A 25,214-nucleotide genomic window follows, 5' to 3' on the forward strand; every position below is an offset into this window, starting at 1 on the left:
GGTGAGCGGCGTCGGTCTGACGGGGGCGGATGCGGGCAACTACACCGTAACCATTCCCGCCACGGCCCTGGCCGACATTCTTCAGCGCAGTCTGACCGTCACCCTGACCGCCTCGAACAAGACCTATGACGGCACGACCGCCGGTTCCGGCTCGGTCGCCCTGTCGGGCGTCGTCAGCGGCGATACGGTCGGCACGACGGCGGGAACCTGGACCTTCGCCGACCGCAACGCCGCAACCGGCAAGACGGTGACGGTCAGCGGCGTCGGTCTGACGGGGGCGGATGCGGGCAACTACACCGTGACCATCCCCGCTACGGCCCTGGCCGACATCCTTCAGCGTGCGATCACCGCCAATGTGTCTGCGTCTAACAAGACCTATGACGGCACGACGGCGGCCGCGGGAACGGTGACATTGAACGGCGTGCTCGGCGGTGACAGCGTCGGCGCCACCGCCGGATCCTTCGCCTTCACCGACGCCAACGCCGGAACCGGAAAGACCGTGACGGTCAGCGGCGTCGGCCTGACCGGCGCCGATGCTGGCAACTATACTCTCACCGTGCCCGCATCGACTCTTGCGACCATCCTTCGACGGTCGATCACCGTGTCCGCCGACGCGGTTTCCAAAACCCAGGGCGCGCCGGATCCCGCGCTAACCTACGCCGTCACTACCGGCAGTCTTGTAACCGGCGATGCGCTGACCGGCGCGCTTACACGGTCCCCAGGCGAGGCGCCAGGCGCCTACGCCATCACCCAGGGAAGCCTTGCGGCCTCGGCGAACTACCAACTCACCTTCATCGGCAACAGCTTGACGATCACGGCGGTCCCGGTCGCTCCGACCACGCCAACAGCGACCGTTCAGGAAATCCAGGGTCTCGTCGCCTATCTCGCCTCGTATGAGACGCCAGGCAGCCGCGAGGGTGCATTGAGTGTCGTAGACGAGCGCGGCGACTGCAATGGCGACCGGGGGACAAGCGACTGCGCGATTGACCCAACACGCTGACCCTGACCGCTGAAGGTTATCCAGGTTCTGCGGGATGCCTAGTCTGTTATTTTTATAGCGCCTCATGAGCGGCGCCTGTGGTGACACCGTCATGTTGCGCGGCCTTGCGGTGGCGGCTTTAACCTGGGACAGGGTCTTGCCGATCGCCCATCATTCAGGCGTGGCCGGGCTTTTCCCACGACAGCCTTAACTTGGTCCGACAGTCTGTTGACGATTACATACCCCGCCCACTCGGGAAAATCCTTATTGCGTGCAGGGTCTTTGGGTGAAACTGTCAGGCTAGGAGGAAACCTGACATGCACGACGGCGCCCGACTCGCCGCGCCAGAAAATCGACCCCTCGGCTGTGGCGATCCTGCGACCTGCGCAGGTCACCGCCCGGACGCGAACTGCGGCCACGGCGGCAAGGGCGACGCCGGCAACACCCTGGGGCTGACGGTTGCGATCCTGGCGCGGCGGTGGGCCGCCCACCTGGACGAGGTTTTGGCCGAAGCCGGCTTCGGCGTCGGCCAGTTGGCCGTGCTGACGCTGTTGCAGAACCGGCCTGCCGGCCTGACCCAGCGCGAGGCCGCCGACCTTTTGGCTGTGTCAGAGGCGGTCATGTCCACCCGCACGGCCGCCCTGCTGTCGGCGGGATTGGTGAGCCGTCAGACCCTGATCGGCGACCGACGGGCGCATCTATTGCAGATCACCGCCGAGGGACGGTCGGCCCATGACGTCTGGTCTAAGTGCCTGTCCTGCGTTCAGGAGCAGATTCTCGAGTCTGTCGGCGCCGAAGACTTGGCCGTGACCCAGAGAACGCTCGAAAAGATCGGCGCGGCGGTCGAACGGCTGTCTGAGCAGGAGGGGCGCAAGCTCAAGCCCGCCCCGCGTCGACGCCCGCCCGCTGCGTCCGGTCCCAGGGCCTGATCGGCTGAAAATCCAAGCGAGCGCTTGACTGACGCTTTGGCCGGAACCGCTGCGCGGCGCCGGCCGAACGATCGGGTTCTAGAACTCTTCCCAGTCCGCCTCGACGCTCTGGGCGGCGGCGGTCTGACGGCCGGCGACGGCGGCCAGCTTCACCGGCGCGGGACGGGGCGGCGAGGCGGGGCGAGCGGCGGCGAGCGGGGCGGCGGCGAGCAAGTTTGATCCGGCGCCCAGGCGGAACCGCCCGATCATCGAGGCGAGGTTCTCGGTCTCCTGGCGAAGCGAATGGGAGGCGGCTGTCGACTCCTCCACCATCGCCGCATTCTGCTGGGTGACCTGGTCCATCTGGTTCACGGCGGTGTTGACCTCGGCCAGGCCGGTCGACTGTTCGCGCGCCGAGGTGGCGATTTCGGTGATCAGGCCGTCGATCTCGGCGACCCGGTCCACGATGACGGCCAGGGCCTGGCTGGTTTCGCCGACCAGTTTCACCCCCTTGCCCACCTGACTGGTGCTGCCGGCGATCAGGCCCTTGATCTCTTTCGCCGCCTCAGCCGACCGCTGGGCCAGGGCTCGGACCTCAGACGCCACGACCGCAAAGCCGCGGCCGGCCTCGCCCGCGCGCGCCGCCTCGACCCCGGCGTTCAGGGCCAGAAGATTGGTCTGGAAGGCGATTTCGTCGATGACGCCGATGATCTGGTTGATTTCGCCAGAGGAGCGCTCGATCTCGGCCATGGCGCCGATCGCTTCTTCCATGACGGCGCCGGACCGTTCGGCGTCGCCGCGCGCCCCGGCGGCGACGGTCGCGGCCTGCTGGGCGTTGGCGGCGCTGCGTTGGACGGTGGCGGTCAGCTGATCCAGAGCCGCGGCGGTCTCCTCCAGACTGGCGGCCTGCTGTTCGGTGCGGCGCGACAGGTCGTCGGAGGCCACGCCGATCTCGTCGGCGCCGGAACGGATGGCGCCCGCCGTCTCGCCGACGCTTTTCATCGTCGCCTGCAAGGCGTCGACGGCCGCGTTGAAGTCGGTTCTCAGCTTGTCCAGTTCCGGGATGAAGGCCGTGGTGATGCGGCGCTCCAGGTCGCCCTGGGCCAGGGCGGTCAGGGCGTCGCCGATCTGTTCCACCGCCTCGACTCGACGGGTCACGTCCACGGCGACCTTGACCACCTTGGCCACCTTGCCGTCCGGATTGACGATGGGGTTGTAGGAGCCCTGGATGATGACGGCCCCGCCGTCCTTGCGGACGCGCCGGAACTCGCCGGACTGGAACTGGCCGGACGACAGGGCGGCCCAGAACTGGCTGTACTCAGGACTGTCGCGATAGGCCGGCTCGGCGAAGATGGCGTGCTTGCGCCCGACGATCTCTTCTAACTGATAGCCCATGGCGTCCAGGAACAGGCGGTTGGCGTTGACGATGGTCCCGTCCAGGGTGAATTCGATCATGGCCTGAGATCGGCCGATGGCCTCGATCTGGGCCGCATAGTCCTCGCTGGCGAGCCGATAGCGGGCGTCCGCCCATTCCACGACGAAACCGGCGGCCTTGCCGCCCTGTTTCAGCGGCGTGACCAACAGGTCGAAGGCGCGACCCCCGACCCGGATGGTGGCCGAATGGGGTTCGCTCAAAGTCGCCAGCATCCGCCGCTGGTGGGCCGGGTTCTTGTGGAAGACGTCGATGTTGGAGCCGACCAGCCGATCAACGCTGAAGTTGGGCAGGTCTGACCGTAGCTCGGCTTCCGCCTCTTGCAGAAGATTGCGAACCGCCGGGTTCAGATAGGTGATGTTCAGGTCCTTGTCGGCCAACATGATGTTGGTGCGAAGAGCCTCTACAGCCGTTTCCAGCATGCCGCTCGCCGGCTTTTTCCCCTTGGCCCACATATCCGCTCTCGATGCTGCGGGCGTTCGTCGCCCTTTGGCTGCAGCGTTAGTGCTCACTCATTACTGGAAAGTGTACGGAATGTTTATCTGAACCCAACATCGCTGTGCTTTTCGGGGATACTAGTACTTTTACTTACAAACGAAGTTAAACTGGTAGTGGCATAGCGGCATCGACCAAGGTTGTAAAAGCTTCGGGCGCGAAGCATCGTATAGCGAAGCGGTAATGTGGGTCTGGGAAAAGGCGGCAAAGAAGAGAAAGCCACCCGAATGCGTAAGCTGTTCAATCGACCGCAGGCGGAAAGCGAGGAGCTCTTGGAGCTTCGCGCCATCGTCGCGGCCGTTCATTTGTCCCAGGCGGTGATTGAGTTCGATCTCGACGGCGTGGTGCTCGACGCCAACGCCAACTTCCTTGCGGTGCTCGGCTATGAACTGTCCGAGATCAAAGGCCGGCATCACCGGATGTTCGTCGATCCGGCCGAGGCCCGCTCGCCGGCCTATGCCGAGTTCTGGAAACGGCTGAACGCCGGGGAATTCGTCGCCGACAAGTTCGTCCGTTACGGCAAGAACGGCAAGCGGGCGGTGATCGAGGCGTCGTACAATCCGATCTTCGACGTGAACGGCAAGCCCTATAAGGTGGTCAAGTTCGCCATTGACGTCACCGCCGTCGAAGAGGAGCGCGAACGCCGCGCCGAGGCTGATCGTCAGGCGGCGGCCGTTCAGGCCATGGTGGTGCGAAATACGGGCCAGGGCCTGTCGGCCATGGCCTCGGGCGATCTGTCCTATCGGATCGAAGAGGATTTTCCGGGCGAGTACGCCGCTCTGCGCGAGAACTTCAACCGCGCCATGGCGGCGCTGGACCAGGCGATCGCCGTCATCGGCGGCAACGCCGAGACCATGCAGTCCGGCGCCAAGGAAATCAGTTCAGCGGCCGAAGATCTGTCCCGTCGCACTGAACGTCAGGCGGCCAGCCTGGAAGAGACGGCGGCCGCCCTGGATCAGATTACGGCCACCGTCCGCCGGACGGCCGAGAACGCCCAGGAGGCCGACAAGGTGGTCAGCCAGACCCGCGCCCAGGCCGAAACGGGCGGCGCCGTGGTCCAACGGGCGGTGGACGCCATGGGCGAGATCGAACGCTCGTCCGACCAGATCAGTCAGATTATCGGCGTCATCGACGAGATCGCCTTCCAGACCAACCTTCTGGCGCTTAACGCCGGAGTCGAGGCGGCGCGCGCCGGCGAGGCCGGGCGGGGCTTTGCGGTCGTGGCCTCAGAGGTGCGGGCCCTGGCTCAGCGGTCGGCGGACTCGGCCAAGGAGATCAAGACCCTGATCTCCGCCAGCGGCACCCAGGTCAAATCCGGCGTCGTCCTGGTGCGTGAAACCGGCGAGGCCCTGACCGGCATCGCCGGTCGGATCGTCGAAGTCACTCAGCTGATGAGCGAGATTCGCGGATCGACCCAGGAACAGGCGGTCGGCCTGGCCGAGGTCAACACCGCCGTCAATGAAATGGACCAGGTGACCCAGCAGAATGCGGCCATGGTCGAGGAGTCGACGGCCGCCAGCGTGGCCCTGAGCCGCGAGGCCGCCGAACTGGCCCAGCTGGTCGGCCGGTTCACCACCAGCCAGGACGGCGGCTCCAGCCGACCTGCGCCGCTGCAAGAGGCCCATGGCCGGATCGCCGCCTTCGCGGCCGACCGCCCTGCGCCCCGACTGAAACTCGCCGCAGGCGGAGGCCGACAGGCCGCCGTTCACTCCGAATGGGAGGCCTTCTGATGTCCATGGCGCATACTCAAACCGACGCCTTTTCCGTCAACCGCGCCGGCTCCGGCCGTCGTGAGATGGTCGGTTTCCGGGTCGGGGACCAAGCCTTCTGCATCGACATCACCTCGGTGCTGGAGATCCGGGGCTGGACCCCCGCGACGCCCGTGCCCCAGTCGCCCCATTATATGAAGGGGGTGGTCAATCTGCGCGGCAGCGTCCTGCCGATCATCGACCTGGCCGCGCGCCTGGGCCTGCCGACGACTGAACCCTCAGCGCGTCACGCCATCATGGTCGCCAACTGCGGCGGGCGGACCGTGGGCCTGCTGGTCGAGGGAGTGTCCGACATCGTCCAACTGGACGACGCCGACCGCCAGGCGACGCCGGACATGGGCCATGGCCAGGGTGGGGTCGTCGCCGGAATCTTCGCGGTGGACGGCGCCATGCTCAGCCTGCTGGACCTGGACAATCTGCTGCCGCCGGACCGCAGCCGTCCCGCCGACGAGGCTTTCGATGCGATCGCCGCAGCTTGAGATCCCGGCCGCAGACGCCTCCTGGCCGCCGTATGGCGTGGCGGCCTGGCTGGCCGATGAGGTCGAAGAGCGCGATCTGAGCCCTGTCATGCCGGACGGCTGCGACAGGGCCGGCATGGTCTCGGCCCTGCTTCAGATGGCCCTGTCGGTGTCTGAAGAGGGCGCGCCCTGGGCCGACGACGTCTGCGTCCTTCTTCTGTCGGGATGGGGCGCCTTGCAAGCCGCCGCTTCGGCCAACGAAACCGTCTGACGGTCGCCGGAGAGCCGGGTGATCGAATTCGCCCCATGCACGTTGTCGTCCGACCAGGGACGAAGACGGGCGAGGCGGCGACATGGCGAACGGATTGGAAGCCTATCGGGCCAAGCGCGACTTCACCCGCACCCCCGAACCGGCGGGAAAGACCAAGGCCGGACGCAAGGGCCGGCTGACCTATCTGATCCAGCGCCATGCGGCCACCCGGCTGCACTACGACTTCCGCATCGAACATGACGGGGTCCTGAAGTCCTGGGCCGTCACCAAGGCGCCGTCGCGCGATCCGTCCGTCAAACGACTGGCGGTGGAGGTGGAGGACCACCCCCTGGCCTATGGGACGTTCGAGGGGACCATTCCGTCCGGCAACTACGGCGCCGGGACCGTCCAGCTGTGGGACCGGGGCGAATGGGAGCCGCAGGAGCCCGACATAGAGGCGGCGCTGAAGCGCGGCTCGCTGAAGATGATCCTGCACGGCGAGCGGCTGAGCGGCGGCTGGGCCCTGGTGCGGCTGAAGTCCGATCGCGGCAAGCCGTCCAAACGCAACAACTGGCTGCTGATCAAGGAGAAGGACGAGGCGGCCGTGCCCGGCGAGGGCGACGCCAATATGGAGATCGACGCCTCCGTCGCCAGCGGCCGCAGCCTGGCCGAGATCGCCGAGGGCAAGACCCAATGGACCGCCTCTCGCCCCGTGGCGCGCAAGGGGCCCAAGCCGCCCAAGGCCAAGCCGCGCGAAGCCGACCTGGCCCAGCCGCCCGCCTTCCAGCCGATCCAGCTGTGCAAGGTGGCGGACCATCCGCCCGGGGGCGCCGGCTGGGTGCATGAGATCAAGTTCGACGGCTATCGCATCCAGATCGCCGTCGGCGGCGGGCAGGCGCGCCTCTACACCCGTCGAGGCCATGACTGGACCGACCGCTTTCCCGAACTGGCGGCCGATGCGGCCCAGTGGCCCGACGGGGTGGTGGACGGCGAACTGTGCGCCCTGACCGAGGACCACACGCCGGACTTTTCCGCCCTTCAGGCCGCCATCGCCGACGGAAAGACCCAGGACCTGGTCTATTTCGCCTTCGACCTGCTGAAGGAGGGGCGGGACGATCTGACGGCCCTGCCCCTGTCGCACCGCAAGGCGCGGCTCCAGGCCCTGATCGACCGGATTCCGGCCAAGGCGCGGGGGAGGGTGCGCTATGTCGATCACTTCGCCTCCACCGGCCAGGCGGTGCTGGACAGCGCCTGCCGGATGGATCTGGAGGGGGTGATCTCCAAGACGCTGAACGCCCCCTATCAGCCGGGCCGGTCCTCGACCTGGGTCAAGTCCAAATGCCGGGGGCGGGACGAGGTCGTCATCGGCGGCTGGTCGTCGGAGGGCGGAACGCGCTTTCGCTCCCTGCTGGTCGGCGTGGCGGAGGAGGAGGGGGGGCTGCGCTACCTCGGCCGCGTCGGGACCGGCTATTCCGCCCCGCTGCTGAAGACCCTGCTGCCGGCCTTGAAGGGGGCGGCGGCCGAGGCCTCGCCCTTCGTCGGCAAGGGGGCGCCGCGCGGCGGCAAGGACATTCACTGGGTGCGGCCGGTGCTGGTGGCCGAGCTGGAACACGGCGGTCTGACCGAAGGCGGCTCGCTGCGTCATGCGGCCTTCAAGGGGCTGCGCGAGGACAAGCAGGCTCAGGAGGTGGTCGATGATCCGCAATCGCCGTCGCCGAAACAGGCGGAGAAGGCCGCGCTCGCGCCGCGCCGAACCGGCAAGGACAAGGTGGTCGTCGCCGGCGTCACCCTGTCCAGCCCCGACAAGGTTCTGTGGCCCGCCGCCGGCGGCCGCCCGGCGATCACCAAGACGGACCTGGCCCGCTACTATGAACAGGCGGCCGAACGGATCCTGCCCCATGTCGCCGACCGACCGGTGTCGATCATCCGCGCCCCCGACGGGATCGAGGGCGAGACCTTTTTCCAGCGCCACGCCATGCCGGGGTCGAACCCGCGGCTGAAGCTGATCGACGTGCATGAGCGCAAACCCTATGTCGCCGTGATCGACGTCGGGGGGCTGGTCGCCGTCGCCCAGTCAGGCGGGCTGGAGCTGCACCCCTGGGGCTGTCGGCCCGGCGATCCGGAGACGCCCGAACAGGTCACCTTCGACTTCGATCCCGACGAGGGGTTGGATTTCGAAGCGGTCATCGCGGCGGCCAAGACGGTGCGAAAGACGCTGGAGGCCAAGGGGCTGAACCCCTTCGTCAAGACGACCGGCGGCAAGGGGCTGCATGTCGTGGTTCCGATCCGTTCCGACGGCCGCAGCCGGATCGAATGGGACCGATGCAAGGCCTTCGCCAAGGCCGTGGCCGAAGAGCTGCGACGCGCCGATCCCGACCGGTTCACCACCACCCTGGCCAAGAAGGCGCGCGGCGGAAAGATCTTCATCGACTATCTGAGGAACGGCCGGATGGCGACGGCGGTCGCCCCCTGGTCGGTGCGGGCGCGGCCGGGCGCGGGCATCGCCTTCCCCCTGTCCTGGGGGCAGGTCAAGGCGGGCCTGGACCCCAAGGCCTTCACCCTGCACGACGCCCCGGCCCTGCTGAAGAAGCCCGATCCGTGGAAGGACTTCAGGGCCGGCGAGGTCAGCTTGCGGCCCGTGCTGAAGGCGATGGGGCTTTAAGAACGGTGGTGGTGAATAGTGCTGGTGAATAGTGCTAGTGCTGGTGAGCAAGGCATGAGCAGTGGAATTGTCCGCTAGTCCGCGCCCAGACCGCCTCTTGCTCACTAGCACTATTCACTAGCACCCATCCCCGCTCGCCGCCTCAAGCCGCCGTCTTGCGCGTCGTCGGCTTCTTCTTGGCGGCAGCCTTCTTCTTGGGCTTGGCGTCGGTCGCAGAGCCCTTGAGGCTGTTGCGCAGAGCCTCCATCAGGTCGATCACATTGGTGTCGTCGGGCTCGGGCGCCTCGACCACCGACTTGCCGCCCTTCTGCTTGGCCTTGACCATCTCGCGCAGGGCCTCGTCATAGCGGTCCTTGAAGTCGGTCGGGTCGAAGTCCGTCTCCTTCTGGGCGATGATCCGGCTGGCGATCTCGACCATGTCCTTGTCCGCCTTGACCGAGGGAATGTCGTCGAAATAGTCCTCGGCGGGCCGCACCTCGTCATGCGCCCGCAGGGAATAGGCCACCAGCCCCTTGCCGCGCACCTCCAGGGCCAGCTGCCGTTCCCGCCCGCGCAGGACCAGGGTCCCAATCGCGATCTTGCCCGCCGACTTCATCGCGTCGCGGATGACGGCGAAGGCCTCGGCCCCCACGCCCTTTTCCGGCACGACATAGAAGGGGTCGTCCCAGTACAGACGGTCGATCTCGTCCTCGTCCACGAAGCTGTCGATACAGATGGTTCGGGTGGTCTCCAGCTTGACCTTGTCGAAGTCGGCGTCGTCGAACAGGACATATTCGTCCTTGGCCACCTCATAGCCCTTGACCAGATCCGACCGTTCGATCGGGCCGGTGTCGGGGTCGGTCGGCACCATGCGGATGCGGTTGTTGGTCTCGGGATTGATCAGGTGGAAGCTGACGTGGGCGTTGGAGGCGGTGGCGGTGTAGAGGGCGACCGGACAGGTCACCAAGGACAGTTTCAAATGCCCCTGCCAGGTGGGTCGTGCGGCCATGATCGTCTCCTCGCCTCGGGTTCGGTGACCTAACGCCGCAGGCCTGCGACCGTTTCCGCGCGGAACCGGGCGGCCTGTCGCACCTTTCCGATGTGAAGCTTGCAGCAAGGGCGGGGCGCATGCGGCCGACCAGACCATACCGATGAACCCGACCCCGACCCCCGTTTCGGGCTGGGCGCCCTATTGCGGCCCCGCGCCCGCCGCCGGCGACTGGCGCTGGAACCTGGACCCCGTCCTGCTTCTGATTATGGCCGGGGCCACGGCCCTGATCCTGATGCGGACGCACGGTCGGTCGCGGAGCCTGGGCCTGGCCGCCATGGCCGTGCTGGGCGTCAGCTTCGTCTCGCCCCTGTGCGCCCTCAGCTCCGCCCTGTTTTCGGCCCGGACCGTGCATCACGTCCTGCTGGTCACGGTCGCCGCCCCCCTGCTGGCCGAGATGCTGCCGAGACGGCGACACGGGTCTCTGGCCCTGGCGACCTTCGTCCAGGCGGCAGTGCTGTGGGTGTGGCATGCGCCCGCCGCCTATGGCGCCGCCCTGTCGAGCGACCTGGTCTATTGGATCATGCAGCTCAGCCTTCTGGCCTCCGCCGTCTGGTTCTGGGCGGCGGCGCGGGCGGCCAGCGCGCCTGCGGCGGTGGTCGGCCTGTTGGCGGCCATGCTGGCGATGGGGCTCTTGGGCGCGGTCCTGACCTTCGCCGGCCAGGCCGTCTATGCGCCCCACGCCTATACGACCCTGGCCTGGGGCCTGACCCCGCTGGAGGACCAGCAGGCGGCGGGGCTGATCATGTGGGCGCCGGCGGCGGGCCTCTATCTGCTGGCGGCCCTGTGGCGGCTGGGCCGGATGCTGGGGCCGGACCTTCCCGCCGAGGCCGGGGTGCGTCCGGCGTGATCGAGAAACTCTTCACCCAACTGCTGGAATGGGCGGCGGGCCACCATGACGAAGGCCGATATTCGCCGGTCGGCATCCTGTTTCACTGGGTCATGGCCGCCCTGGTGATCTTTCAGCTGGGCTGGGGCTGGTGGATGGGGCGTCAGCCGGTCGGCGGTCAGATGCTGGCCGCCTATGATCTGCATTTCGCCGTGGGCGTCCTGATGCTGATCCTTGTGATCGGCCGCCTGTCCTGGCGGCTGCTGGCGCCCGACCTGATCAATGACGCCGACAAGCCGGGGTGGGAGAGCTGGGCCGCCCACGTCACCCACTATGTCTTCTACATCTGCCTGTTCGGCCTGCCCCTGTCGGGCTGGGCCATGATCTCGGCGACGGACCGGACGCGCGAACTGGAGACGCTGGGCTTCATCCCCTGGCCCCTGCTGCCGTTCCAGGACCTGTCTAACAGCCAGCTATGGGCGATCGAGGCGGCGGCGGAATGGATGCATTGGGGGCTGGTGGTCACCCTGCTGCTGATGATCCCCATCCACGCCGGGGCCGCCCTCAAGCACCATCTGATCGATCGGGACGACGTGTTTCACGCGATGCTGCCGGTCGTGCCGCTGCGTCGACGGAAGCGGACCCGGTGGCAGAGGCGCTGGCGGGCGCTGGAGAAGCAGGTTGCGCGGACAGCCAAAGCCCTATGGCGCGGACTTCTGGGTCCGAAAGCGGTTTGACGGCGGCGGCCATGACGCCGCGCGGATCGTTGCGGCGTTCGCCCGACTTCCACCGCTCCATCTGTTCGACCAGATAGGGGTAGGGCTGGCCCGCGATCTGAGGATTGCCGCCCAGGCCGGTTCCTTCGCCGTTCAAGCCGTGACAGGCGGCGCAGGCCACCACGCCGCGCGCAGGATCGCCTCTCAGATAGACCGACGGCGCAGGGGCGGCGGCGTTCCGTTCCGTCGGCGGGATCGGCAGGGCGGCGTAATAGGCCGCCACCTCGCGTCGGCTTCTCTGATCCAAGGCCTTGGCGATGCGCGTCATCTGGTCGTCGGCCCTGAGGCCCGAGGCGTAGTCCTCCATCTGTTTCTGCAGATAGCCGATGTCCAGGCCCGCCAGGCGCGGCGCGGCGGCCCCGTCGCCGCCGCCGTCCAGGCCGTGACAGGTGAAACAGGCGTTGGCCGCACCGCCGGCGCCGCCGCTGAGGGCGATGACTTCGCCATTGGCCGAAAGAACGCGGTCGGTGTCGGTCGCCGCCGCCTCGCATCCGGCCAGCAGCATCAGGAGCATCAGAGGGGCAAGGGGCGCGCGCACCTGCATCCAACCCCCGCCTACGGCCCCGGTTCCGAAGGCGCCGCCCGACGGAGACGCCATGTCGCAGCCGGGGAACTTCCTCGTCCTGGGGGGATTGGTCTGGTGAAGCTTTCGAGGCCTGGCCCGAGGCGATTCAGGGCGGGGGACCGGGCGGCGATGAGATGGGGCGGACAGGGCGAGGCAGGGCGGACCGCCGCCGCGGCTCTGCTCGCGCTCGCCTCGGCGGGCCTCAGCGCCTGCGTCGACAAGGCGGATCAGCCCCGGCCGGTGGCCCAGGGCGATCCGGCGCGCGGCCTGGCGGTCATCGAGGCCGTCGGTTGCGCCGCCTGCCACACGATTCCCGGCGTCGCCTGGCCCGAAGGCCGCAGCGGCGGCGACCTGGCGGGCTTCGGGGCGCGCCCCTTCATCGCCGGGCGCCTGCCGAACCAGCCCGGCGTCCTGACCCGCTGGCTGATCGACGCGCCGTCCCTGGATCCCGGAACCGCCATGCCCCCCATGCCCCTGAACCACGCCCAAGCCCGCGACGTCGCGGCCTATCTGTATACGCTCGATGACGACTGAACCGACGCCGGGAACCGCGGGCTGGCCCCCGCCTGTGCTGGACCCGGCCGGCCCCTTCGCCGGGCCGATCGAGGTGGTGGCCTGGGTGCTGTTCGTCATGGCGGCGGTGGTGATGACCGTGGTGCTGATCGCCCTGGGGATCGCCCTGTTCGGCCCCCGGCGGTGGAAGCGGCGGGTCAGCGGCGAGCGTCTGGTCTGGATTGGCGGCCTGGCCTTTCCGATCGTGGTTCTGACCGGCCTTCTGATCTACGGCCTGACCACGACCGCGCGGGTCGCCGAGGCGCCGCGACCTGGCGAGATGCGGGTCCGCGTCACCGGCGAGATGTGGTGGTGGCGGGTCGCCTATCTGGACGACCAGGGGCGCGAAATCCTTCAGGACGCCAATGAGGTCCATATCCCCGCCGGTCAGCCCGTGGTGTTCGAGCTGGAAAGCGCCGACGTGATCCACAGCTTCTGGGTTCCGCGCCTGGGCGGCAAGACCGACATGATCCCCGGCCGGCGCAACTTCATGCGGCTGCAGGCCGATCAGCCGGGAACCTACGGCGGCCAGTGCGCCGAATACTGCGGCGGGCCCCATGCGCTGATGGGGCTGGTCGTGGTGGCCCATACGCCCCAGGAATTCGCCGCCTGGCGCGCGCGTCAGGCCGGGCCGGCCGTAGCCCTGGATGCGGCCGCGCCGACCGCCGCAATGATCGCGCGCGGCCGCGACGTCTTCGTCGCCTCCGGCTGCGGCGCCTGCCACACCATTCGGGGAACCGAGGCCAATGGTTTGGCCGGTCCCGACCTGACCCATGTCGGCTCCCGCCAGACGATCGGGGCGGGCATATTGCCGAACAATCAGGGCACTCTGGCGGGCTGGATTTCGGACAGCCAAGGGATCAAGCCCGGCAACCGCATGCCCTCCTATCCGGTCCTTACGGGCCAGGACCTGCGCGCCGTCTCGGCCTATCTGGACAGTCTGAAATGAGTTCGGAAACCGGGTTCGATCCCGAACTCTATAAACGCTTGCCGAGCCGCGACCCCCGCCCCGAGGGCGAGCTGGAGCAGCTGGAACAGGTCTGGTGCGCGCCGCGAAAGCCGTGGGAATGGGTCACGGCGATCAACAACAACTATATCGGCGTCTATTACGTCGGCGCGGCCATGCTGTTCTTCGTGCTGGCCGGGGTTCTGGCCCTGTTGATGCGGACCCAGCTGGCCCTGCCGATGACGGGCTTCTTGGCCCAGGAGACCTACAATCAGATCTTCACCATGCACGGCACGGTGATGATGTTCCTGTTCGCCGTGCCGGCGGTCGAGGCCCTGGGGGTGCTGCTGCTGCCCCAGATGCTGGGGGCGCGCGACCTGCCGTTCCCGCGTCTCAGCGCCTACGCCTTCTGGGCCTATCTGATCGGTGGATTGTGTTTCTTCTGCTCCCTCTTCTTCGGCCTGGCGCCGAACGGGGGCTGGTTCATGTATCCGCCCCTGACCTCCATGGCCTATTCGCCGGGGATCAACGCCGACTTCTGGCTCCTGGGCATCGGCTTCATCGAGATTTCGGCCATCGCCGGCGCCATCGAGATCATCGTCGGGGTTCTGAAGACGCGGGCGCCCGGCATGACCCTGGACAAGCTGCCGATCTTCGCCTGGGCCATGCTGATCTTCGCCTGTATGATCATCATCGCCTTCCCGTCGATCATCCTGTCGACCCTGCTGCTGGAGTTGGAGCGGGCGCTGGGCTGGCCCTTCTTCGACGCCGCGCGGGGCGGCGATCCGATGCTGTGGCAGCACCTGTTCTGGTTCTTCGGCCACCCGGAGGTCTACATCATCTTCCTGCCGGCGGCGGGCGCCATGTCCACCATCATCCCGGCCGTGGCCCAGACCCGGCTGGTGGGACACAGGCTGGTGGTCCTGGCCATGCTGGCGACGGGCTTCATCAGCTTCGGCGTCTGGGCGCACCACATGTTCGCCACCGGCATGCCTCAGATCTCGATCAACTATTTCAGCGCCGCCTCCATGGCCGTCAGCGTGCCGGCGGGGGTTCAGGTCTTCGCCTGGATCGCCACCCTGGCGGCGGGGAAGATGCGGTTCAACACGCCCGGCCTGTTCGCCGTCGGGGGGCTGGTCATCTTCGTCATGGGCGGCCTGACGGGGGTGATGGTCGCCATGGTCCCCTTCGACTGGCAGGCCCACGACAGCTATTTCATCGTCGCCCATCTGCACTACGTCCTGATCGGCGGCATGGTGTTCCCGCTGTTCGCCGCCATCTACTATTGGACGCCCATGTCCAGCGCCCGGCCGCTGAGCGAGCGGTGGGGCAGGTGGGTGTTCTGGCTGATGTTCGTCGGTCACAACGTGACCTTCCTGCCCATGCATCTGACCGGACTGATGGGGATGCCGCGGCGGGTCTACACCTATCTGCCGGATCGGGGCTGGGACCTGCCCAATATGATCTCGACCGTCGGCGCCTTCCTGTTCGGCCTGGCGGTGCTGATCTGGGTGGTGGACATGATCCGCAACTTCCGCCCCTTCGGTCGGCGCGAGGCGGGCAATGTCTTCAACGGGCCGGGGCTGGAGTGGCTGCCGGCCGGCCTCTATTCGCTACGGTCGATCCCGGTGATCAAGAGCCTCTATCCCGGCTGGGAACAGAAGGGTCTGGCCGAGGACGTCAAGGCCGGCCGCTATTTCCTGCCCGGCGCCCCGCGCGGCGAGCGCGAGACCATCGTCACCAGCCCGCTGAACGCCGAACCCCAGTATCTGCTGCAAATCCCCCGGCCCTCCAGCTGGCACGTCTGGGGGGCGGTGTTTACGGCGGGCTTTTTCCTGATCCTGACCATCCAGGCCTATCTGGCTTCGGTGATCAGTGGAATTCTGGCCGTCTATTGCATCCTCAAATGGTGCTGGAAGCTGGACCGGCCGGACCGGCCGGACCGGCGCGAGGGCGGGGCGGCTGTGGTGGACGTTGGGGCGGGCGTGCGCCTGCCGACCTATGTCTCGGGCCCGACCAGCCACGGCTGGTGGGCCATGGTCATCACCCTGATCGTCGCCGGCATGGTCGCGGTGATGGCCGGCTTCTCCTACGTCTTCCTGTGGAGCCGTCGTCCCGATCTGTGGCAGGCGCCGCCGGAGACGGGGTCTCTGATCCAGGTCGTCGGCCTTTGCGCGGCGGCGGCGCTGCTGGCCTGGGCCGCGCTGAGGGTCCTGGCGCTGGACCGGCCGCGCAGCGGGGTGATCGCCGCCGTCCTGATGCTGCTGGCGGGCTTGGCGATCGGGGCGGGCTGGGCGGTCGAGGCGTCCGCCTGGTGGGGGGCGGGCCTGCGTCCCCAGGCCAGCGGCCAGGGGGCGACCGTCTTCGCCCTGATCGCCTGGCAGGGGCTGTTCGCGGCCATCTGCGCCATCATGGCGGTCTTCGCCCTGATGCGCTGGGTGTTCGGCCTGCTGTCGGCCCGGAGGCCGGCGACCTATCAGCTGATCGCCCTGTTCATCGGTTTTTCCGCCGCGCAAGGGGCGGCCGCCGCCCTGTTGACCCATCTGTTCCCGGGAGGCTGACATCGGACGCTGGCTGATCCTGACGGGCGGGCTGCTGATCTGGGCAGCCCATTTCCTGGGCGTCTATCTGATCTCGTCCACGGCGGACGTGGTGGCGACGGCCGAGGCGCCCCTGTGGCGCCTGATCGGCGGGGGATTCAGCCTGGCCTGTCTGGCGGGCGAGGCGGGGCTCGCCCTGTTGATCCTGAAGACCCGTCGGGGATTCGAGCCGGCCATCGGCGTCGGCGGCTGTTTCATCGGCGGCGTCGGGGTGGTGTTTCAGACCCTGCCCCTGCTGCTGATCTGAGCCCTTCAGGGCGCCGACCAGCCCTTGACCGTCACCACCGCCGCGCGCGGATCGGCGTCGAACCGCATATAGGCGGTCGCATGGCCGCGGCCGGGCACATAGTCCAGGGTGGCGGTCGCGGTCTGGTCGCCTGCCACGGCCTCGACATCGACCCCGGCGGCGGTTTCGTCGCCGTCATTGACCACCTTGATCTCGGCCACATGGCCGTGGGCGGTGGTCTCGACCCTCTCGATCCGCGCGCTCAGGGTCGCCGGGGCGGCGGGTTGCACGGCCTCCCACACGATCACCCCGACGGCGGCCAGGGTCACCACCCCGCCCAGAGCGGCCATGGCGGTCTGCAAAAGCGGGCGGGGCGGGGCGGTTTTTCGGCGCGTGGCTCGGTTCATCGGATCAGACCAGCAGACGGGCGGCGGCCGCGCCGATCGCGGCGGGAAAGCCCAGGACCGCCGTCGCCTGGACCACCCCGGCCAGAGAATGCCCTTCGATCCGCCCAAAGACGAACAGGGCGAACAGGCTGACCCCCAGGGCGATGGCGTAGCCGGGCAGGGTGAAGTGGAAGAAGGCGTGGGCCGGTCGATCCGCCTCTTCCTGACCGGCGAAGCCCGCGCGAAAGACGATGAGGTGCAGCAGCAGGATCGACACGCCCATCAGCCCCAGGACGTTGAGGGCGCCGGCCTTGTAGGCGATCAGGATCATTTCCTCGGTGGGGGCGACGTTCAGGGCGAAGAACAGGGCGCCGGCCGCCATCAGAAACAGCTCCCCGACATAGGAGGCCTGATCCTCCTGGGTCTCGCCGCCGTCCGCGTCGCCGCTTAACTGGCGCCGGGCCAGCAGGGCGCCCATGGCGCCCGGAACGGCCTGAAGCGCAATCCTGCCCAGGGCTTCACGCGGGGGATCGCCCCATCGGACCACGCCGAACAGGCTCAACAGCACGCCGGCGGTCAGGAAGCCGACCGCCAGGGCGACGGCCGTGTCCATCAGATCGTTCACCAGCCCCCGCCGGTCGGAGAAGCCCGCATAATAGGCAAGGCCGTAAAGCAGGGGCAGGCCGGCGACGATGAAGGCCAGCAGCCGGCCCCGGTCCATGGCCACGCCCTGCTCCCACATCTCCATCGTCATCAGCAGCGGGATGCTGAACACCAGGGCGCCCCCGAACGCGCGGCCCAGGTCGCGCAGATAGGCGCGTTCTCGGCTCAGATCGATCAGGGCGGCGACGCTCATCTTCCGCCAACGTCCGAAGCGGCGCCTTGGCTCCGAACGTCAGGCTTCAGCGCGCGCCCAGCCGCTCCAGCAGATCGGCGGCGAAGCTGGACAGGGTGTCGTCGCGCGCTCCCATGACCAGGACGCGGTCGCCGGGCCGGGCCATTTCGACGATGCGGTCTCCGCAGGCCGCACGGTCGGGCAGGGCCTCGGCCTGGCGGCCGGCCTCGCGCACCCCTTCAGCGATGGCCTCGCTGCCGACGCTGCGGTCGGTGGTTCCGCCGTAATAGACCGGCTCGGGCATCAACAGGACGTCGTCTTCGCGCATCAGGCCGACGAAACCGTCGATGAACTCCCGCCGCATCAGCTTTAAGGGGCCGAAGCCGTGGGGCTGGAACAGGATCAGCAGACGCCCGTCGAAGGCGTGCAGCGTCTTCAGGGTGGCGGCGATCTTGTCGGGGTTGTGGGCGAAGTCGTCGATGACGGTGACGGCGTTGACGGTCCCGACCACCTCCATTCGCCGCCGAATGCCGGCGAAGCTTTCCAGGGCCTTGACCGCCTCGGCCGTCGAGACGCCCAGGGCCTTGACCGCGCCGAGCGCCGCAAGCGCATTGGCGACATTGTGGGCGCCGGGCACGTTCAGCGTGACGTCGAACTCGCTCCAGCCCTCGATCAGGCGGAACCGCATGCCGGTCGGCTGGGGCTGAAGGTCGTGGGCGGACAGGTCGGCCGCCTCTTCGCCCAGGGCGAAGGTGATCGCCTTTCCGGGCGCGAGTTCCTGCGCCAGGGCCGCCGTCTCGGGATTGTCCAGGTTCAGCACCGCCGTGGCCGCCCGCTGGACGAAGCCGCCGAACAGGTCGCGCAGCTCCTCCATCAACTTGTGGTCAAGCGAGATGTTGGAGACGACCGCCACGGTCGGGACGTAACGGGCGATCGAGCCGTCCGATTCATCGACCTCGGACACGAACAGATCCGACCCGCCGATCAGGGCGCTGGCGAACGGATGGTCGGCGTCGGCGAAATTCTTCATCACCGCCCCGTTCATGACGGTCGGATCGCGGCCGGTCTGGTGCAGGATCCAGGCGATCATGCCGGTGATGGTGGACTTGCCGCTGGTGCCCGCCACCCCGATCGAGGTCGGGGCGGCGTTGAACAGCTCGCTGAGCAGTTCGGGCCGGGTCTTGATCGCCGCCCCGACGCGGCGGGCCGCGCCGATGTCGGGCACCGTGTCCTCGACCGCGCCGGTGGCGACCACGATCTGATCGGGCCGGGTGACGCCCGATCCGTCCTGAGGGTGCAGGGTCACGCCGTGGGCGCGCAGCCAGTCGAACTTCTCGGGCGTGCGGCCCTGGTCCAGCGCCCGGTCCGAGCCCTCGATCCGGCCGCCCTGGGCCTGGACGATCAGGGCCAGGGGCAGCATGCCCGACCCGCCGATGCCGCAGAAGAAATAGGAGGCGTCTTGGTTCATGCCCCCTTAGAACAGGGGATCGGGCCGATCCGCCAGAGGCGGATCGCAATTTCGACGAAGAAGACGGGCGTGAACGCAAACACCTTCAAGATCGGCGTGGTCTGCGCCAGTTCCCGCTTTTCAAAGGAGCGGGCCGAGGCCGTCGAACAGTGGATGGCCGAACATCACCCGGATCGCGACGTGGCTGTGGTCTTCCACCCCGCCTGCTTCTTGAAGCACGGTCACTTCGCGGGGGACGACCGGGCGCGGGCCGAGGCCCTTATCGAGTTCGCCAATGATCCGCGCATCGACGCCGTCTGGTTCGCCCGCGGCGGCTATGGCTCTTGCCGCATCGCCGAGGCGGTGATCCCCCGGCTGAACGCGGTGGCGCGCAAGAAGCGCTATCTGGGCTATTCCGACGCGGGCAGTCTGTTGGCTGGCATGTACCGGGCCGGATTCGAACATCTGGCCCATGGGCCGATGGCTTCGGATTCGGTGCGGGACGATGTGACGGCTAAAGGCGCCCTGGCCTGGCTGACCACGGGCCGGACGGACTGGATCGAGCCGTCCCTGGCCGCCGACCCGCGTCCCGCCGTCGCCTTCAACCTGACCATCATCGACCAGCTCGTCGGCACGGCGCTGGAGCCGGATCTGACCGGCCATGTCCTGATGCTGGAGGAGGTGTCGGAGGCCGCCTATCGGATCGACCGGATGATGTTTCACTTGACGGGTCAGGCTTCTATCAGAAGCGTGGCTGGAATTCGCCTGGGGCGTGTTTCCGATGTCACGCCAAACGATCCTGATTTCGGCCAGACTCCGGAGGAGATCGTTCGATACTGGTGCCTGAGATCGGGCATAGACTACCTGGGCTCCGCTGATATCGGGCACGATACGGCCAATAAGGTGGTGCCCTTTGGACCTCGCCGCTGAAAAGCCGTTGCGACGCGAAAGACACAGTCCGGCCATGATCCGCATCACGCCGGTCGCCGGCCTCTCGACAGCCGACGCCGTCGAACGTCAGATGAAGGTCCGCGAGGCGTTAGGACTTCGTTAGCCAAGGCGTTGGGGGACGCTGCGGCTTACGCCTTCTGCGATGCGGCGGTTCGTTCGGCTATCGGGGGATGCCCGGACGAACCGCCTGATCGTCCCGAACATCGACGGAACCTGTCGCAAGGCTTATGGATCGTCGTGTGCGTTTCGACGAAAGATTCATCGATGAACTGAAGGCCCGCCTTCGGCCGTCCGACGTGATCGGGCGGACGGTGAAGCTCAAGCGGCAGGGCCGCGAGTATGTCGGCCTGTCGCCCTTTTCGAAGGAGAAGTCGCCGTCCTTCTTCGTCAATGACGACAAGGGCTTCTTCCACGACTTCTCGTCCGGCAAACACGGCGACATCATCTCCTTCCTGCAGGAGACCGAGCGGCTGAGCTTCGTCGAAGCGGTGCAGCGGCTGGCGGGCGAGGCGGGCATGCAACTGCCGGCCGAAGACCCCAAGGAGGCCGAGCGCGAGCAGAAGCGCTTAGGCCTGTCCGAGTGGATGGACCTGGCCCAGAAATGGTTCGCCGCCAATCTGCGCCGCACGCCGGGCAAGGCGGCGCGCGAATATCTTGAGAAGCGCGGCCTGCCCGAGGATCAGTGGGAGCGGTTCGGCCTGGGCTATGCGCCCAATGACCGCGAGGGGCTGAAACAGGCCCTGGTCCAGCGCGGGGCGCGGCCGGCCGAACTGGTCGAGGCCGGGCTGCTGATCGCGCCGGACAGCGGCGGCCAGCCCTATGACCGGTTCCGCGACCGGTTGATCTTCCCCATTCTGGACGCGCGCGGGCGGATCGTCAGCTTCGGCGGCCGGGCCATGAACCCCGACGACCGGGCCAAATATCTGAACGGGCCGGAAAGCCCGCTGTTTCACAAGGGCTCCACCCTCTACGGCCTGCCTGAGGCGCGGCGCATTCTGGGGGCCGAGAGCCGGAACGACCAGCCGATCATCGTGGTCGAGGGCTATATGGACGTCATCGCCTGCCAGCGCGCGGGCCTGCCGGCCGTGGCGCCCATGGGCACGGCCCTGACCGAAGAACAGATGGAGCGGCTGTGGCGTGTCAGCCATGAGCCGGTGCTCTGTTTCGACGGGGATGCGGCGGGCCTGCGGGCCGCCTATCGCGCCATCGAGCGGTCGTTGCCGCTGCTGAAGCCGGGGCGGTCGTTCCGTTTCGCCCTCCTCGGCGGAGGCCAGGACCCCGACGACATCCTGCGCGACAAGGGGGCGCCGGCCCTGCGCCAGGCCCTGGCCGAGACCCATGGTTTCGCCGAGGTCCTGTTCCGCCGCGAACAGGATGTGGAGCCGCTGGACACGCCCGAGCGCAAGGCCGGCTTCAAGGCGCGGCTGCGGGCGGCGGCCGGCGCCATTCAGGACAGGGATCTGGCCGAACAGTATCGCCGCGATCTGTTCGATCGGTTCGACGCCCTGTTTCCCCGCAACCCTCCGCGGGCGCCCTGGACGCCGGGGCAGGGGCGGGGCCGTTTCGGCCCGCCGCCGAAGCTGGGCCAGACGGTCGAGGGGGCCCAGGCCATGCAGTCGCTGTTCCGCGCCGTCAGTCCGGTGGCGGCGGCCCTGGCCTATGCCGCCATCGACGACATCGAGCGGCTGGACGATCATCTGGAAGAAGTCAGCGTCCAGGGATTTGGCGACGCAGCCCTGGAGGGGTTGGCCCAGGAGCTGGTGCGGCTGCGGCTGTCGGGTCAGGCGTCGGACGCAGCCGTGGTGCGGCATCGGCTGCGTGACTCCGGCTTTGATCCGCTGTTGAAAGAGATCGAGAAGGCGGCGTCCAAGTCCGGCGCCTCCTTCCTGTCGTCCGATCTCCCCGTGGCCGAGGCGCGCGCCCAATGGCTGAAGGTGTTCGGCCTGATGACCCATCTCGCCGCCCTGTCGCGCGCCATAGAGACGGCGAAACAGGACCTGGGCCAGGGGACGGGCATCGAGGCTCTGATCCGGCTGAAGGCCGAGCGGGACGCCATCACCCGCTCGTTCGCGGCCCCCGACTTCTGGGCGACCCTGGTTTGAGCCGCGCCGATTGGCGGGTTTGACGATCTGGAGTAGTCTCGCCCCATGGATGGCTCCCAACCCGTCAGGATCACCCGCGAAGGCGACCATCAGGTCGTCCACCTGCCGAGCGGCGTCGCCGTTCCGGCGGACGCGGTGGTGCGTCAGGACGGGGAGCGGCTGATCATCGAGAAGGCCGGGCCGTCGATGGGGTCTTCCGCCCGTCTTCTGGCGGTGCTCGCGACTCTGCAGCCGATTGATGAGCGTCTCGACCCCTTCGATGATCAACCGCCTGAACCGGTGGATCTTTGAGCGGCTATATGCTGGACACCAACGCGGTGTCGGACCTGATGTATGATCCGATCGGCCCCGTCGGTCAGCGACTGGCCCTTCTGGGCCCCGTGGGCGTCTGCGTCAGTCTGATCGCCGTGGCGGAACTCCGCTTCGGGGCTTGCAAATCCGGTTCTCCCAGGATTGCGATGCAGTTGGAACGCGTGCTGTCAGGATTGGCGGTGAAGGCCTGGGACGCCCCGGCGGATCGCCTCTATGGGGAGGTTCGCGCGGAACTTCAGCGTTCGGGCCGCTTGATCGGCGCCAACGACCTGCTGATCGCCGCCCACGCCTTGGCGCTGGACTGCATCCTCGTCACCGACAATGAGCGGGAGTTTTCCCGCGTTCCGGGTCTGCGCGTCGAAAACTGGTTGCGCGAGCCCTAGGGCGGCCTTGACTCCGCCCGCTTGCGACGCCATCTGGCGCAATCGGATCATGACGCCTTAGTGCGCGAGGTCGAGAAGGCGGCGGCGAAGTCCGGCGCGCCATTCCTGGCCGCAAATGCGCCCCTCGCCGAGGCAAGGGTCCGATGGTCGCAGGCGTTTGACGACGCCTCGGTCCCGGCGCGAGAGGCGTCGGGGCGGGATGAGGGGGTTCCGTCGGCGGCAGCTGCGCGGGATGCGCTTCGCCGTGCGACCAAAGCCGGGACGATTTGGGAAGACAGCGCGGGCGCGTAACCTTACGCCTCGCCAGGCATTGTATTTTCGCCGGGGTGGACTGATCACCCCTCCGGCCGGAGACAGACTGACTATGAATGCACAGACCGAGACGCAGGACGCCGAGGTTACGACCGACGGGCCCCTGCTCGATCTGACCGACGCCGGCGTCAAGAAATTCATCAAACAGGCCAAGGCGCGCGGCTATGTGACGATGGAGGAGCTGAACAAGGTCCTGCCGTCCGAGGAAGTCACCCCGGACGCCATCGAAGACACCCTGGCCATGCTGTCGGAAATGGGCGTCAACGTCGTCGAGGCCGAGGAGGACGCGCAGGAGCAGCAGTCCACCGACGTCGCCGCCGCCGCCTCCACCGGCGTGTCCGAGACCCCCGCCAAGGCCGCCTATGACCGCACCGACGACCCAGTGCGGATGTATCTGCGCGAGATGGGTTCGGTCGAACTCTTGAGCCGCGAGGGCGAGATCGCCATCGCCAAGCGGATCGAGGCCGGCCGCGACGCCATGATCTCGGGTCTGTGCGAAAGCGCCCTGACCTTCGAGGCCATCATGGTCTGGCGCGACGAGCTGGAGAACAACCGCATCCTGCTGCGCGAGGTCATCGACCTGGACGCCACCTACGGCGTGCTAAACCCTTCATCCCTGCCGGGCGCCGCCCCGGCTGAAGGCGAAGAGGAGGAAGACGTCGAAGAAAAACAAGCTGCTGAGGATAAGCCGGAGTCCGACGACGAGGACGACGACGACTTTGACGACGGCGGCGGCATGTCGATCTCGGCTCTGGAGGCCGAGCTGCGCGACGGGGTGATGGAGGTTCTGAACGCCATCGCCGCCGACTTCGGCGCCTTCCGTGCGTTGCAGGACAAGCTGGTCCAGGCCCGGCTGAAGGGCGAGACCCTGAGCGCCAAGGACGAAAAGACCTACCAGACCCTGACGACGACCATTTCGGATCGTCTGAAGACGATGAAGTTGAACAACAACCGCATCGAGGCCCTGGTCGAGCAGCTGTATGCGATCAACAAGCGCCTGATTGGTCTGGAAGGCCGTCTGCTGCGTCTGGCCGACAGCTACGGCATTTCGCGGCCTGAGTTCCTGAAGGCCTATTTCGGCTCCGAACTGGACCCGACCTGGACCGACCGGATCAAGGACCAGGGCGTGCGCTGGACCAAGTTCAGCGAGAACGAAGCCGGCCAGATCGCGACCATCCGCGCCGACGTCGCCGCCGTGGCCCTGGAGGCCGGCCTGCCGATCGACGACTATCGCCGCATCGTCCAGACGGTGCAGAAGGGCGAACGCGAAGCGCGGCAAGCCAAGAAGGAAATGGTCGAGGCCAACCTGCGCCTCGTCATCTCCATCGCCAAGAAATACACCAACCGCGGCCTGCAGTTCCTGGACCTGATCCAAGAGGGCAACATCGGCCTGATGAAGGCGGTCGACAAGTTCGAATACCGCCGCGGCTACAAGTTCTCGACCTACGCCACCTGGTGGATCCGTCAGGCGATCACCCGCTCGATCGCCGACCAGGCGCGCACCATCCGCATCCCGGTGCACATGATCGAGACGATCAACAAGATCGTCCGCACCAGCCGCCAGATGCTGCACGAGATCGGCCGCGAGCCGACCCCGGAGGAGCTGGCCGAGAAGCTGGCCATGCCGCTGGAGAAGGTGCGCAAGGTCCTGAAGATCGCCAAGGAGCCGATCAGCCTGGAGACCCCCATCGGGGACGAAGAGGATTCGCACCTGGGCGACTTCATCGAGGACAAGAACGCCGTCCTGCCGATCGACGCCGCCATCCAGTCGAACCTGCGCGAGACCACCACCCGCGTCCTGGCGTCGCTGACGCCGCGCGAGGAACGGGTGCTGCGCATGCGCTTCGGCATCGGCATGAACACCGACCATACGCTGGAAGAAGTCGGCCAGCAGTTCTCGGTGACGCGCGAACGGATCCGTCAGATCGAGGCCAAGGCCCTGCGCAAGCTGAAACACCCCAGCCGGTCGCGCAAGCTGCGGTCCTTCCTGGACAGCTGAAGACGATCAGGGG

At 67.6% G+C, this 25,214-nt stretch carries 22 protein-coding genes and 1 pseudogene; 17 read left to right on the plus strand and 6 right to left on the minus strand.

The window, feature by feature from the left end; genetic code table 11:
* Positions 1 to 1,000, plus strand: a 1,000-nt coding sequence (locus AC1RKE_RS14555; RefSeq protein WP_492897337.1) for a YDG domain-containing protein, incomplete at its 5' end; no start/stop codon positions are given.
* A gap of 296 nt (positions 1,001 to 1,296) precedes the next feature.
* Entirely contained in the window at positions 1,297 to 1,908 is a 612-nt protein-coding gene (locus tag AC1RKE_RS14560; protein ID WP_348683507.1) for a MarR family winged helix-turn-helix transcriptional regulator, read from the plus strand.
* Positions 1,909 to 1,986: 78 nt separating this feature from the next.
* Here the strand turns inward: AC1RKE_RS14560 and AC1RKE_RS14565 are convergent, their stop codons facing one another.
* On the minus strand, positions 1,987 to 3,741 hold the full coding sequence (locus AC1RKE_RS14565) for a methyl-accepting chemotaxis protein (protein WP_224762151.1): 1,755 nt from the start codon (positions 3,739 to 3,741) through the stop codon (positions 1,987 to 1,989).
* A gap of 300 nt (positions 3,742 to 4,041) precedes the next feature.
* Between AC1RKE_RS14565 and AC1RKE_RS14570 the strand changes: the two genes are divergently transcribed.
* The 4 genes from AC1RKE_RS14570 to ligD all read left to right on the plus strand — a co-directional run bounded on the left by AC1RKE_RS14570 (position 4,042) and on the right by ligD (position 8,953).
* Positions 4,042 to 5,544, plus strand: a complete 1,503-nt coding sequence (locus tag AC1RKE_RS14570) for a methyl-accepting chemotaxis protein (RefSeq protein WP_348683506.1) — start codon at positions 4,042 to 4,044, stop codon at positions 5,542 to 5,544.
* 5 nt (positions 5,545 to 5,549) lie between these two features.
* Positions 5,550 to 6,062 (plus strand): chemotaxis protein CheW, encoded by a 513-nt coding sequence (locus tag AC1RKE_RS14575; RefSeq protein ID WP_348683505.1) that lies wholly within the window; start codon positions 5,550 to 5,552, stop codon positions 6,060 to 6,062.
* Positions 6,043 to 6,312, plus strand: coding sequence for a hypothetical protein (locus AC1RKE_RS14580; protein ID WP_201463751.1), 270 nt, complete (start codon positions 6,043 to 6,045; stop codon positions 6,310 to 6,312). Before AC1RKE_RS14575 ends, AC1RKE_RS14580 begins: the two co-directional genes overlap by 20 nt.
* Positions 6,313 to 6,394: 82 nt before the next feature.
* Positions 6,395 to 8,953: a DNA ligase D gene (gene ligD / locus AC1RKE_RS14585; protein WP_348683504.1), complete on the plus strand. Its 2,559-nt coding sequence runs from the start codon at positions 6,395 to 6,397 to the stop codon at positions 8,951 to 8,953.
* Positions 8,954 to 9,095: 142 nt separating this feature from the next.
* Here ligD and ku read toward each other — a convergent pair whose 3' ends face one another.
* A complete protein-coding gene (gene ku / locus AC1RKE_RS14590) occupies positions 9,096 to 9,941 on the minus strand; it encodes a non-homologous end joining protein Ku (RefSeq protein ID WP_333896359.1) in 846 nt (281 codons plus the stop codon).
* A gap of 142 nt (positions 9,942 to 10,083) precedes the next feature.
* Here ku and AC1RKE_RS14595 point away from each other — a divergent pair, with 142 nt between their 5' ends.
* On the plus strand, positions 10,084 to 10,830 hold the full coding sequence (locus AC1RKE_RS14595) for a cytochrome c oxidase assembly protein (RefSeq protein WP_348683503.1): 747 nt from the start codon (positions 10,084 to 10,086) through the stop codon (positions 10,828 to 10,830).
* The gene (locus AC1RKE_RS14600; protein ID WP_348683502.1) at positions 10,827 to 11,546 is read left to right on the plus strand and encodes a cytochrome b; all 720 of its coding nucleotides are present in this window, start codon (positions 10,827 to 10,829) and stop codon (positions 11,544 to 11,546) included. The genes AC1RKE_RS14595 and AC1RKE_RS14600 overlap by 4 nt, the downstream gene beginning before the upstream one ends.
* A gap of 49 nt (positions 11,547 to 11,595) precedes the next feature.
* On the opposite strand, the pseudogene AC1RKE_RS14605 reads toward AC1RKE_RS14600, so the two are convergent.
* A pseudogene (locus AC1RKE_RS14605) lies at positions 11,596 to 12,183 on the minus strand (c-type cytochrome); the annotation flags it as partial.
* 96 nt (positions 12,184 to 12,279) lie between these two features.
* Between AC1RKE_RS14605 and AC1RKE_RS14610 the strand changes: the two are divergent.
* The 4 genes from AC1RKE_RS14610 (at position 12,280) to AC1RKE_RS14625 (ending at position 16,495) form a co-directional block, all read left to right on the plus strand.
* A complete protein-coding gene (locus tag AC1RKE_RS14610) occupies positions 12,280 to 12,684 on the plus strand; it encodes a c-type cytochrome (protein ID WP_348683501.1) in 405 nt (134 codons plus the stop codon).
* Positions 12,674 to 13,651, plus strand: coding sequence for a cytochrome c oxidase subunit II (coxB, locus tag AC1RKE_RS14615; protein ID WP_348683500.1), 978 nt, complete (start codon positions 12,674 to 12,676; stop codon positions 13,649 to 13,651). Before AC1RKE_RS14610 ends, coxB begins: the two co-directional genes overlap by 11 nt.
* Positions 13,648 to 16,209, plus strand: a complete 2,562-nt coding sequence (locus AC1RKE_RS14620) for a cbb3-type cytochrome c oxidase subunit I (protein WP_395942347.1) — start codon at positions 13,648 to 13,650, stop codon at positions 16,207 to 16,209. The genes coxB and AC1RKE_RS14620 overlap by 4 nt, the downstream gene beginning before the upstream one ends.
* Before the next feature lie 91 nt (positions 16,210 to 16,300).
* The gene (locus AC1RKE_RS14625; protein ID WP_224764354.1) at positions 16,301 to 16,495 is read left to right on the plus strand and encodes a hypothetical protein; all 195 of its coding nucleotides are present in this window, start codon (positions 16,301 to 16,303) and stop codon (positions 16,493 to 16,495) included.
* Positions 16,496 to 16,500: 5 nt separating this feature from the next.
* Here AC1RKE_RS14625 and AC1RKE_RS14630 read toward each other — a convergent pair whose 3' ends face one another.
* Genes AC1RKE_RS14630 through AC1RKE_RS14640 form a run of 3 tightly spaced genes read right to left on the minus strand, consistent with a single transcriptional unit; the run spans position 16,501 to position 19,163 of the window.
* Positions 16,501 to 16,881 (minus strand): hypothetical protein, encoded by a 381-nt coding sequence (locus AC1RKE_RS14630; RefSeq protein WP_224764355.1) that lies wholly within the window; start codon positions 16,879 to 16,881, stop codon positions 16,501 to 16,503.
* A gap of 4 nt (positions 16,882 to 16,885) precedes the next feature.
* Positions 16,886 to 17,716, minus strand: coding sequence for a TIGR02587 family membrane protein (locus AC1RKE_RS14635; RefSeq protein WP_395942346.1), 831 nt, complete (start codon positions 17,714 to 17,716; stop codon positions 16,886 to 16,888).
* A 46-nt stretch (positions 17,717 to 17,762) separates the two neighbouring features.
* Positions 17,763 to 19,163, minus strand: a complete 1,401-nt coding sequence (locus AC1RKE_RS14640) for a UDP-N-acetylmuramate--L-alanine ligase (RefSeq protein ID WP_395942345.1) — start codon at positions 19,161 to 19,163, stop codon at positions 17,763 to 17,765.
* 69 nt (positions 19,164 to 19,232) lie between these two features.
* On the opposite strand from AC1RKE_RS14640, the gene AC1RKE_RS14645 reads away from it, so the two are divergent.
* The 5 genes from AC1RKE_RS14645 (at position 19,233) to rpoD (ending at position 25,201) form a co-directional block, all read left to right on the plus strand.
* Positions 19,233 to 20,072: an LD-carboxypeptidase gene (locus AC1RKE_RS14645; RefSeq protein ID WP_152949542.1), complete on the plus strand. Its 840-nt coding sequence runs from the start codon at positions 19,233 to 19,235 to the stop codon at positions 20,070 to 20,072.
* A gap of 260 nt (positions 20,073 to 20,332) precedes the next feature.
* Positions 20,333 to 22,195, plus strand: a complete 1,863-nt coding sequence (gene dnaG, locus AC1RKE_RS14650; protein ID WP_492897344.1) for a DNA primase — start codon at positions 20,333 to 20,335, stop codon at positions 22,193 to 22,195.
* Positions 22,196 to 22,240: 45 nt separating this feature from the next.
* Positions 22,241 to 22,486: a hypothetical protein gene (locus AC1RKE_RS14655; protein ID WP_228185164.1), complete on the plus strand. Its 246-nt coding sequence runs from the start codon at positions 22,241 to 22,243 to the stop codon at positions 22,484 to 22,486.
* An 8-nt stretch (positions 22,487 to 22,494) separates the two neighbouring features.
* Positions 22,495 to 22,890, plus strand: coding sequence for a type II toxin-antitoxin system VapC family toxin (locus AC1RKE_RS14660; RefSeq protein ID WP_228185165.1), 396 nt, complete (start codon positions 22,495 to 22,497; stop codon positions 22,888 to 22,890).
* A 364-nt stretch (positions 22,891 to 23,254) separates the two neighbouring features.
* Positions 23,255 to 25,201, plus strand: a complete 1,947-nt coding sequence (gene rpoD / locus AC1RKE_RS14665) for an RNA polymerase sigma factor RpoD (protein WP_348684534.1) — start codon at positions 23,255 to 23,257, stop codon at positions 25,199 to 25,201.
* Positions 25,202 to 25,214 lie beyond the last annotated feature (13 nt).

Source organism: Brevundimonas sp. GW822-FHT03E11 (genome assembly GCF_058801445.1).

Bases quoted from the DNA above. Each gene is read 5' to 3' on its own strand.
- AC1RKE_RS14560 (WP_348683507.1), top strand. From the start codon at position 1,297: ATGCACGACGGCGCCCGACTCGCCGCGCCAGAAAATCGACCCCTCGGC.
- AC1RKE_RS14565 (WP_224762151.1), bottom strand. From the start codon at position 3,741: ATGCTGGAAACGGCTGTAGAGGCTCTTCGCACCAACATCATGTTGGCC.
- AC1RKE_RS14570 (WP_348683506.1), top strand. From the start codon at position 4,042: ATGCGTAAGCTGTTCAATCGACCGCAGGCGGAAAGCGAGGAGCTCTTG.
- AC1RKE_RS14575 (WP_348683505.1), top strand. From the start codon at position 5,550: ATGGCGCATACTCAAACCGACGCCTTTTCCGTCAACCGCGCCGGCTCC.
- AC1RKE_RS14580 (WP_201463751.1), top strand. From the start codon at position 6,043: ATGCGATCGCCGCAGCTTGAGATCCCGGCCGCAGACGCCTCCTGGCCG.
- ligD (WP_348683504.1), top strand. From the start codon at position 6,395: ATGGCGAACGGATTGGAAGCCTATCGGGCCAAGCGCGACTTCACCCGC.
- ku (WP_333896359.1), bottom strand. From the start codon at position 9,941: ATGGCCGCACGACCCACCTGGCAGGGGCATTTGAAACTGTCCTTGGTG.
- AC1RKE_RS14595 (WP_348683503.1), top strand. From the start codon at position 10,084: ATGAACCCGACCCCGACCCCCGTTTCGGGCTGGGCGCCCTATTGCGGC.
- AC1RKE_RS14610 (WP_348683501.1), top strand. From the start codon at position 12,280: ATGAGATGGGGCGGACAGGGCGAGGCAGGGCGGACCGCCGCCGCGGCT.
- coxB (WP_348683500.1), top strand. From the start codon at position 12,674: ATGACGACTGAACCGACGCCGGGAACCGCGGGCTGGCCCCCGCCTGTG.
- AC1RKE_RS14620 (WP_395942347.1), top strand. From the start codon at position 13,648: ATGAGTTCGGAAACCGGGTTCGATCCCGAACTCTATAAACGCTTGCCG.
- AC1RKE_RS14630 (WP_224764355.1), bottom strand. From the start codon at position 16,881: ATGAACCGAGCCACGCGCCGAAAAACCGCCCCGCCCCGCCCGCTTTTG.
- AC1RKE_RS14635 (WP_395942346.1), bottom strand. From the start codon at position 17,716: ATGAGCGTCGCCGCCCTGATCGATCTGAGCCGAGAACGCGCCTATCTG.
- AC1RKE_RS14640 (WP_395942345.1), bottom strand. From the start codon at position 19,163: ATGAACCAAGACGCCTCCTATTTCTTCTGCGGCATCGGCGGGTCGGGC.
- AC1RKE_RS14655 (WP_228185164.1), top strand. From the start codon at position 22,241: ATGGATGGCTCCCAACCCGTCAGGATCACCCGCGAAGGCGACCATCAG.
- AC1RKE_RS14660 (WP_228185165.1), top strand. From the start codon at position 22,495: ATGCTGGACACCAACGCGGTGTCGGACCTGATGTATGATCCGATCGGC.
- rpoD (WP_348684534.1), top strand. From the start codon at position 23,255: ATGAATGCACAGACCGAGACGCAGGACGCCGAGGTTACGACCGACGGG.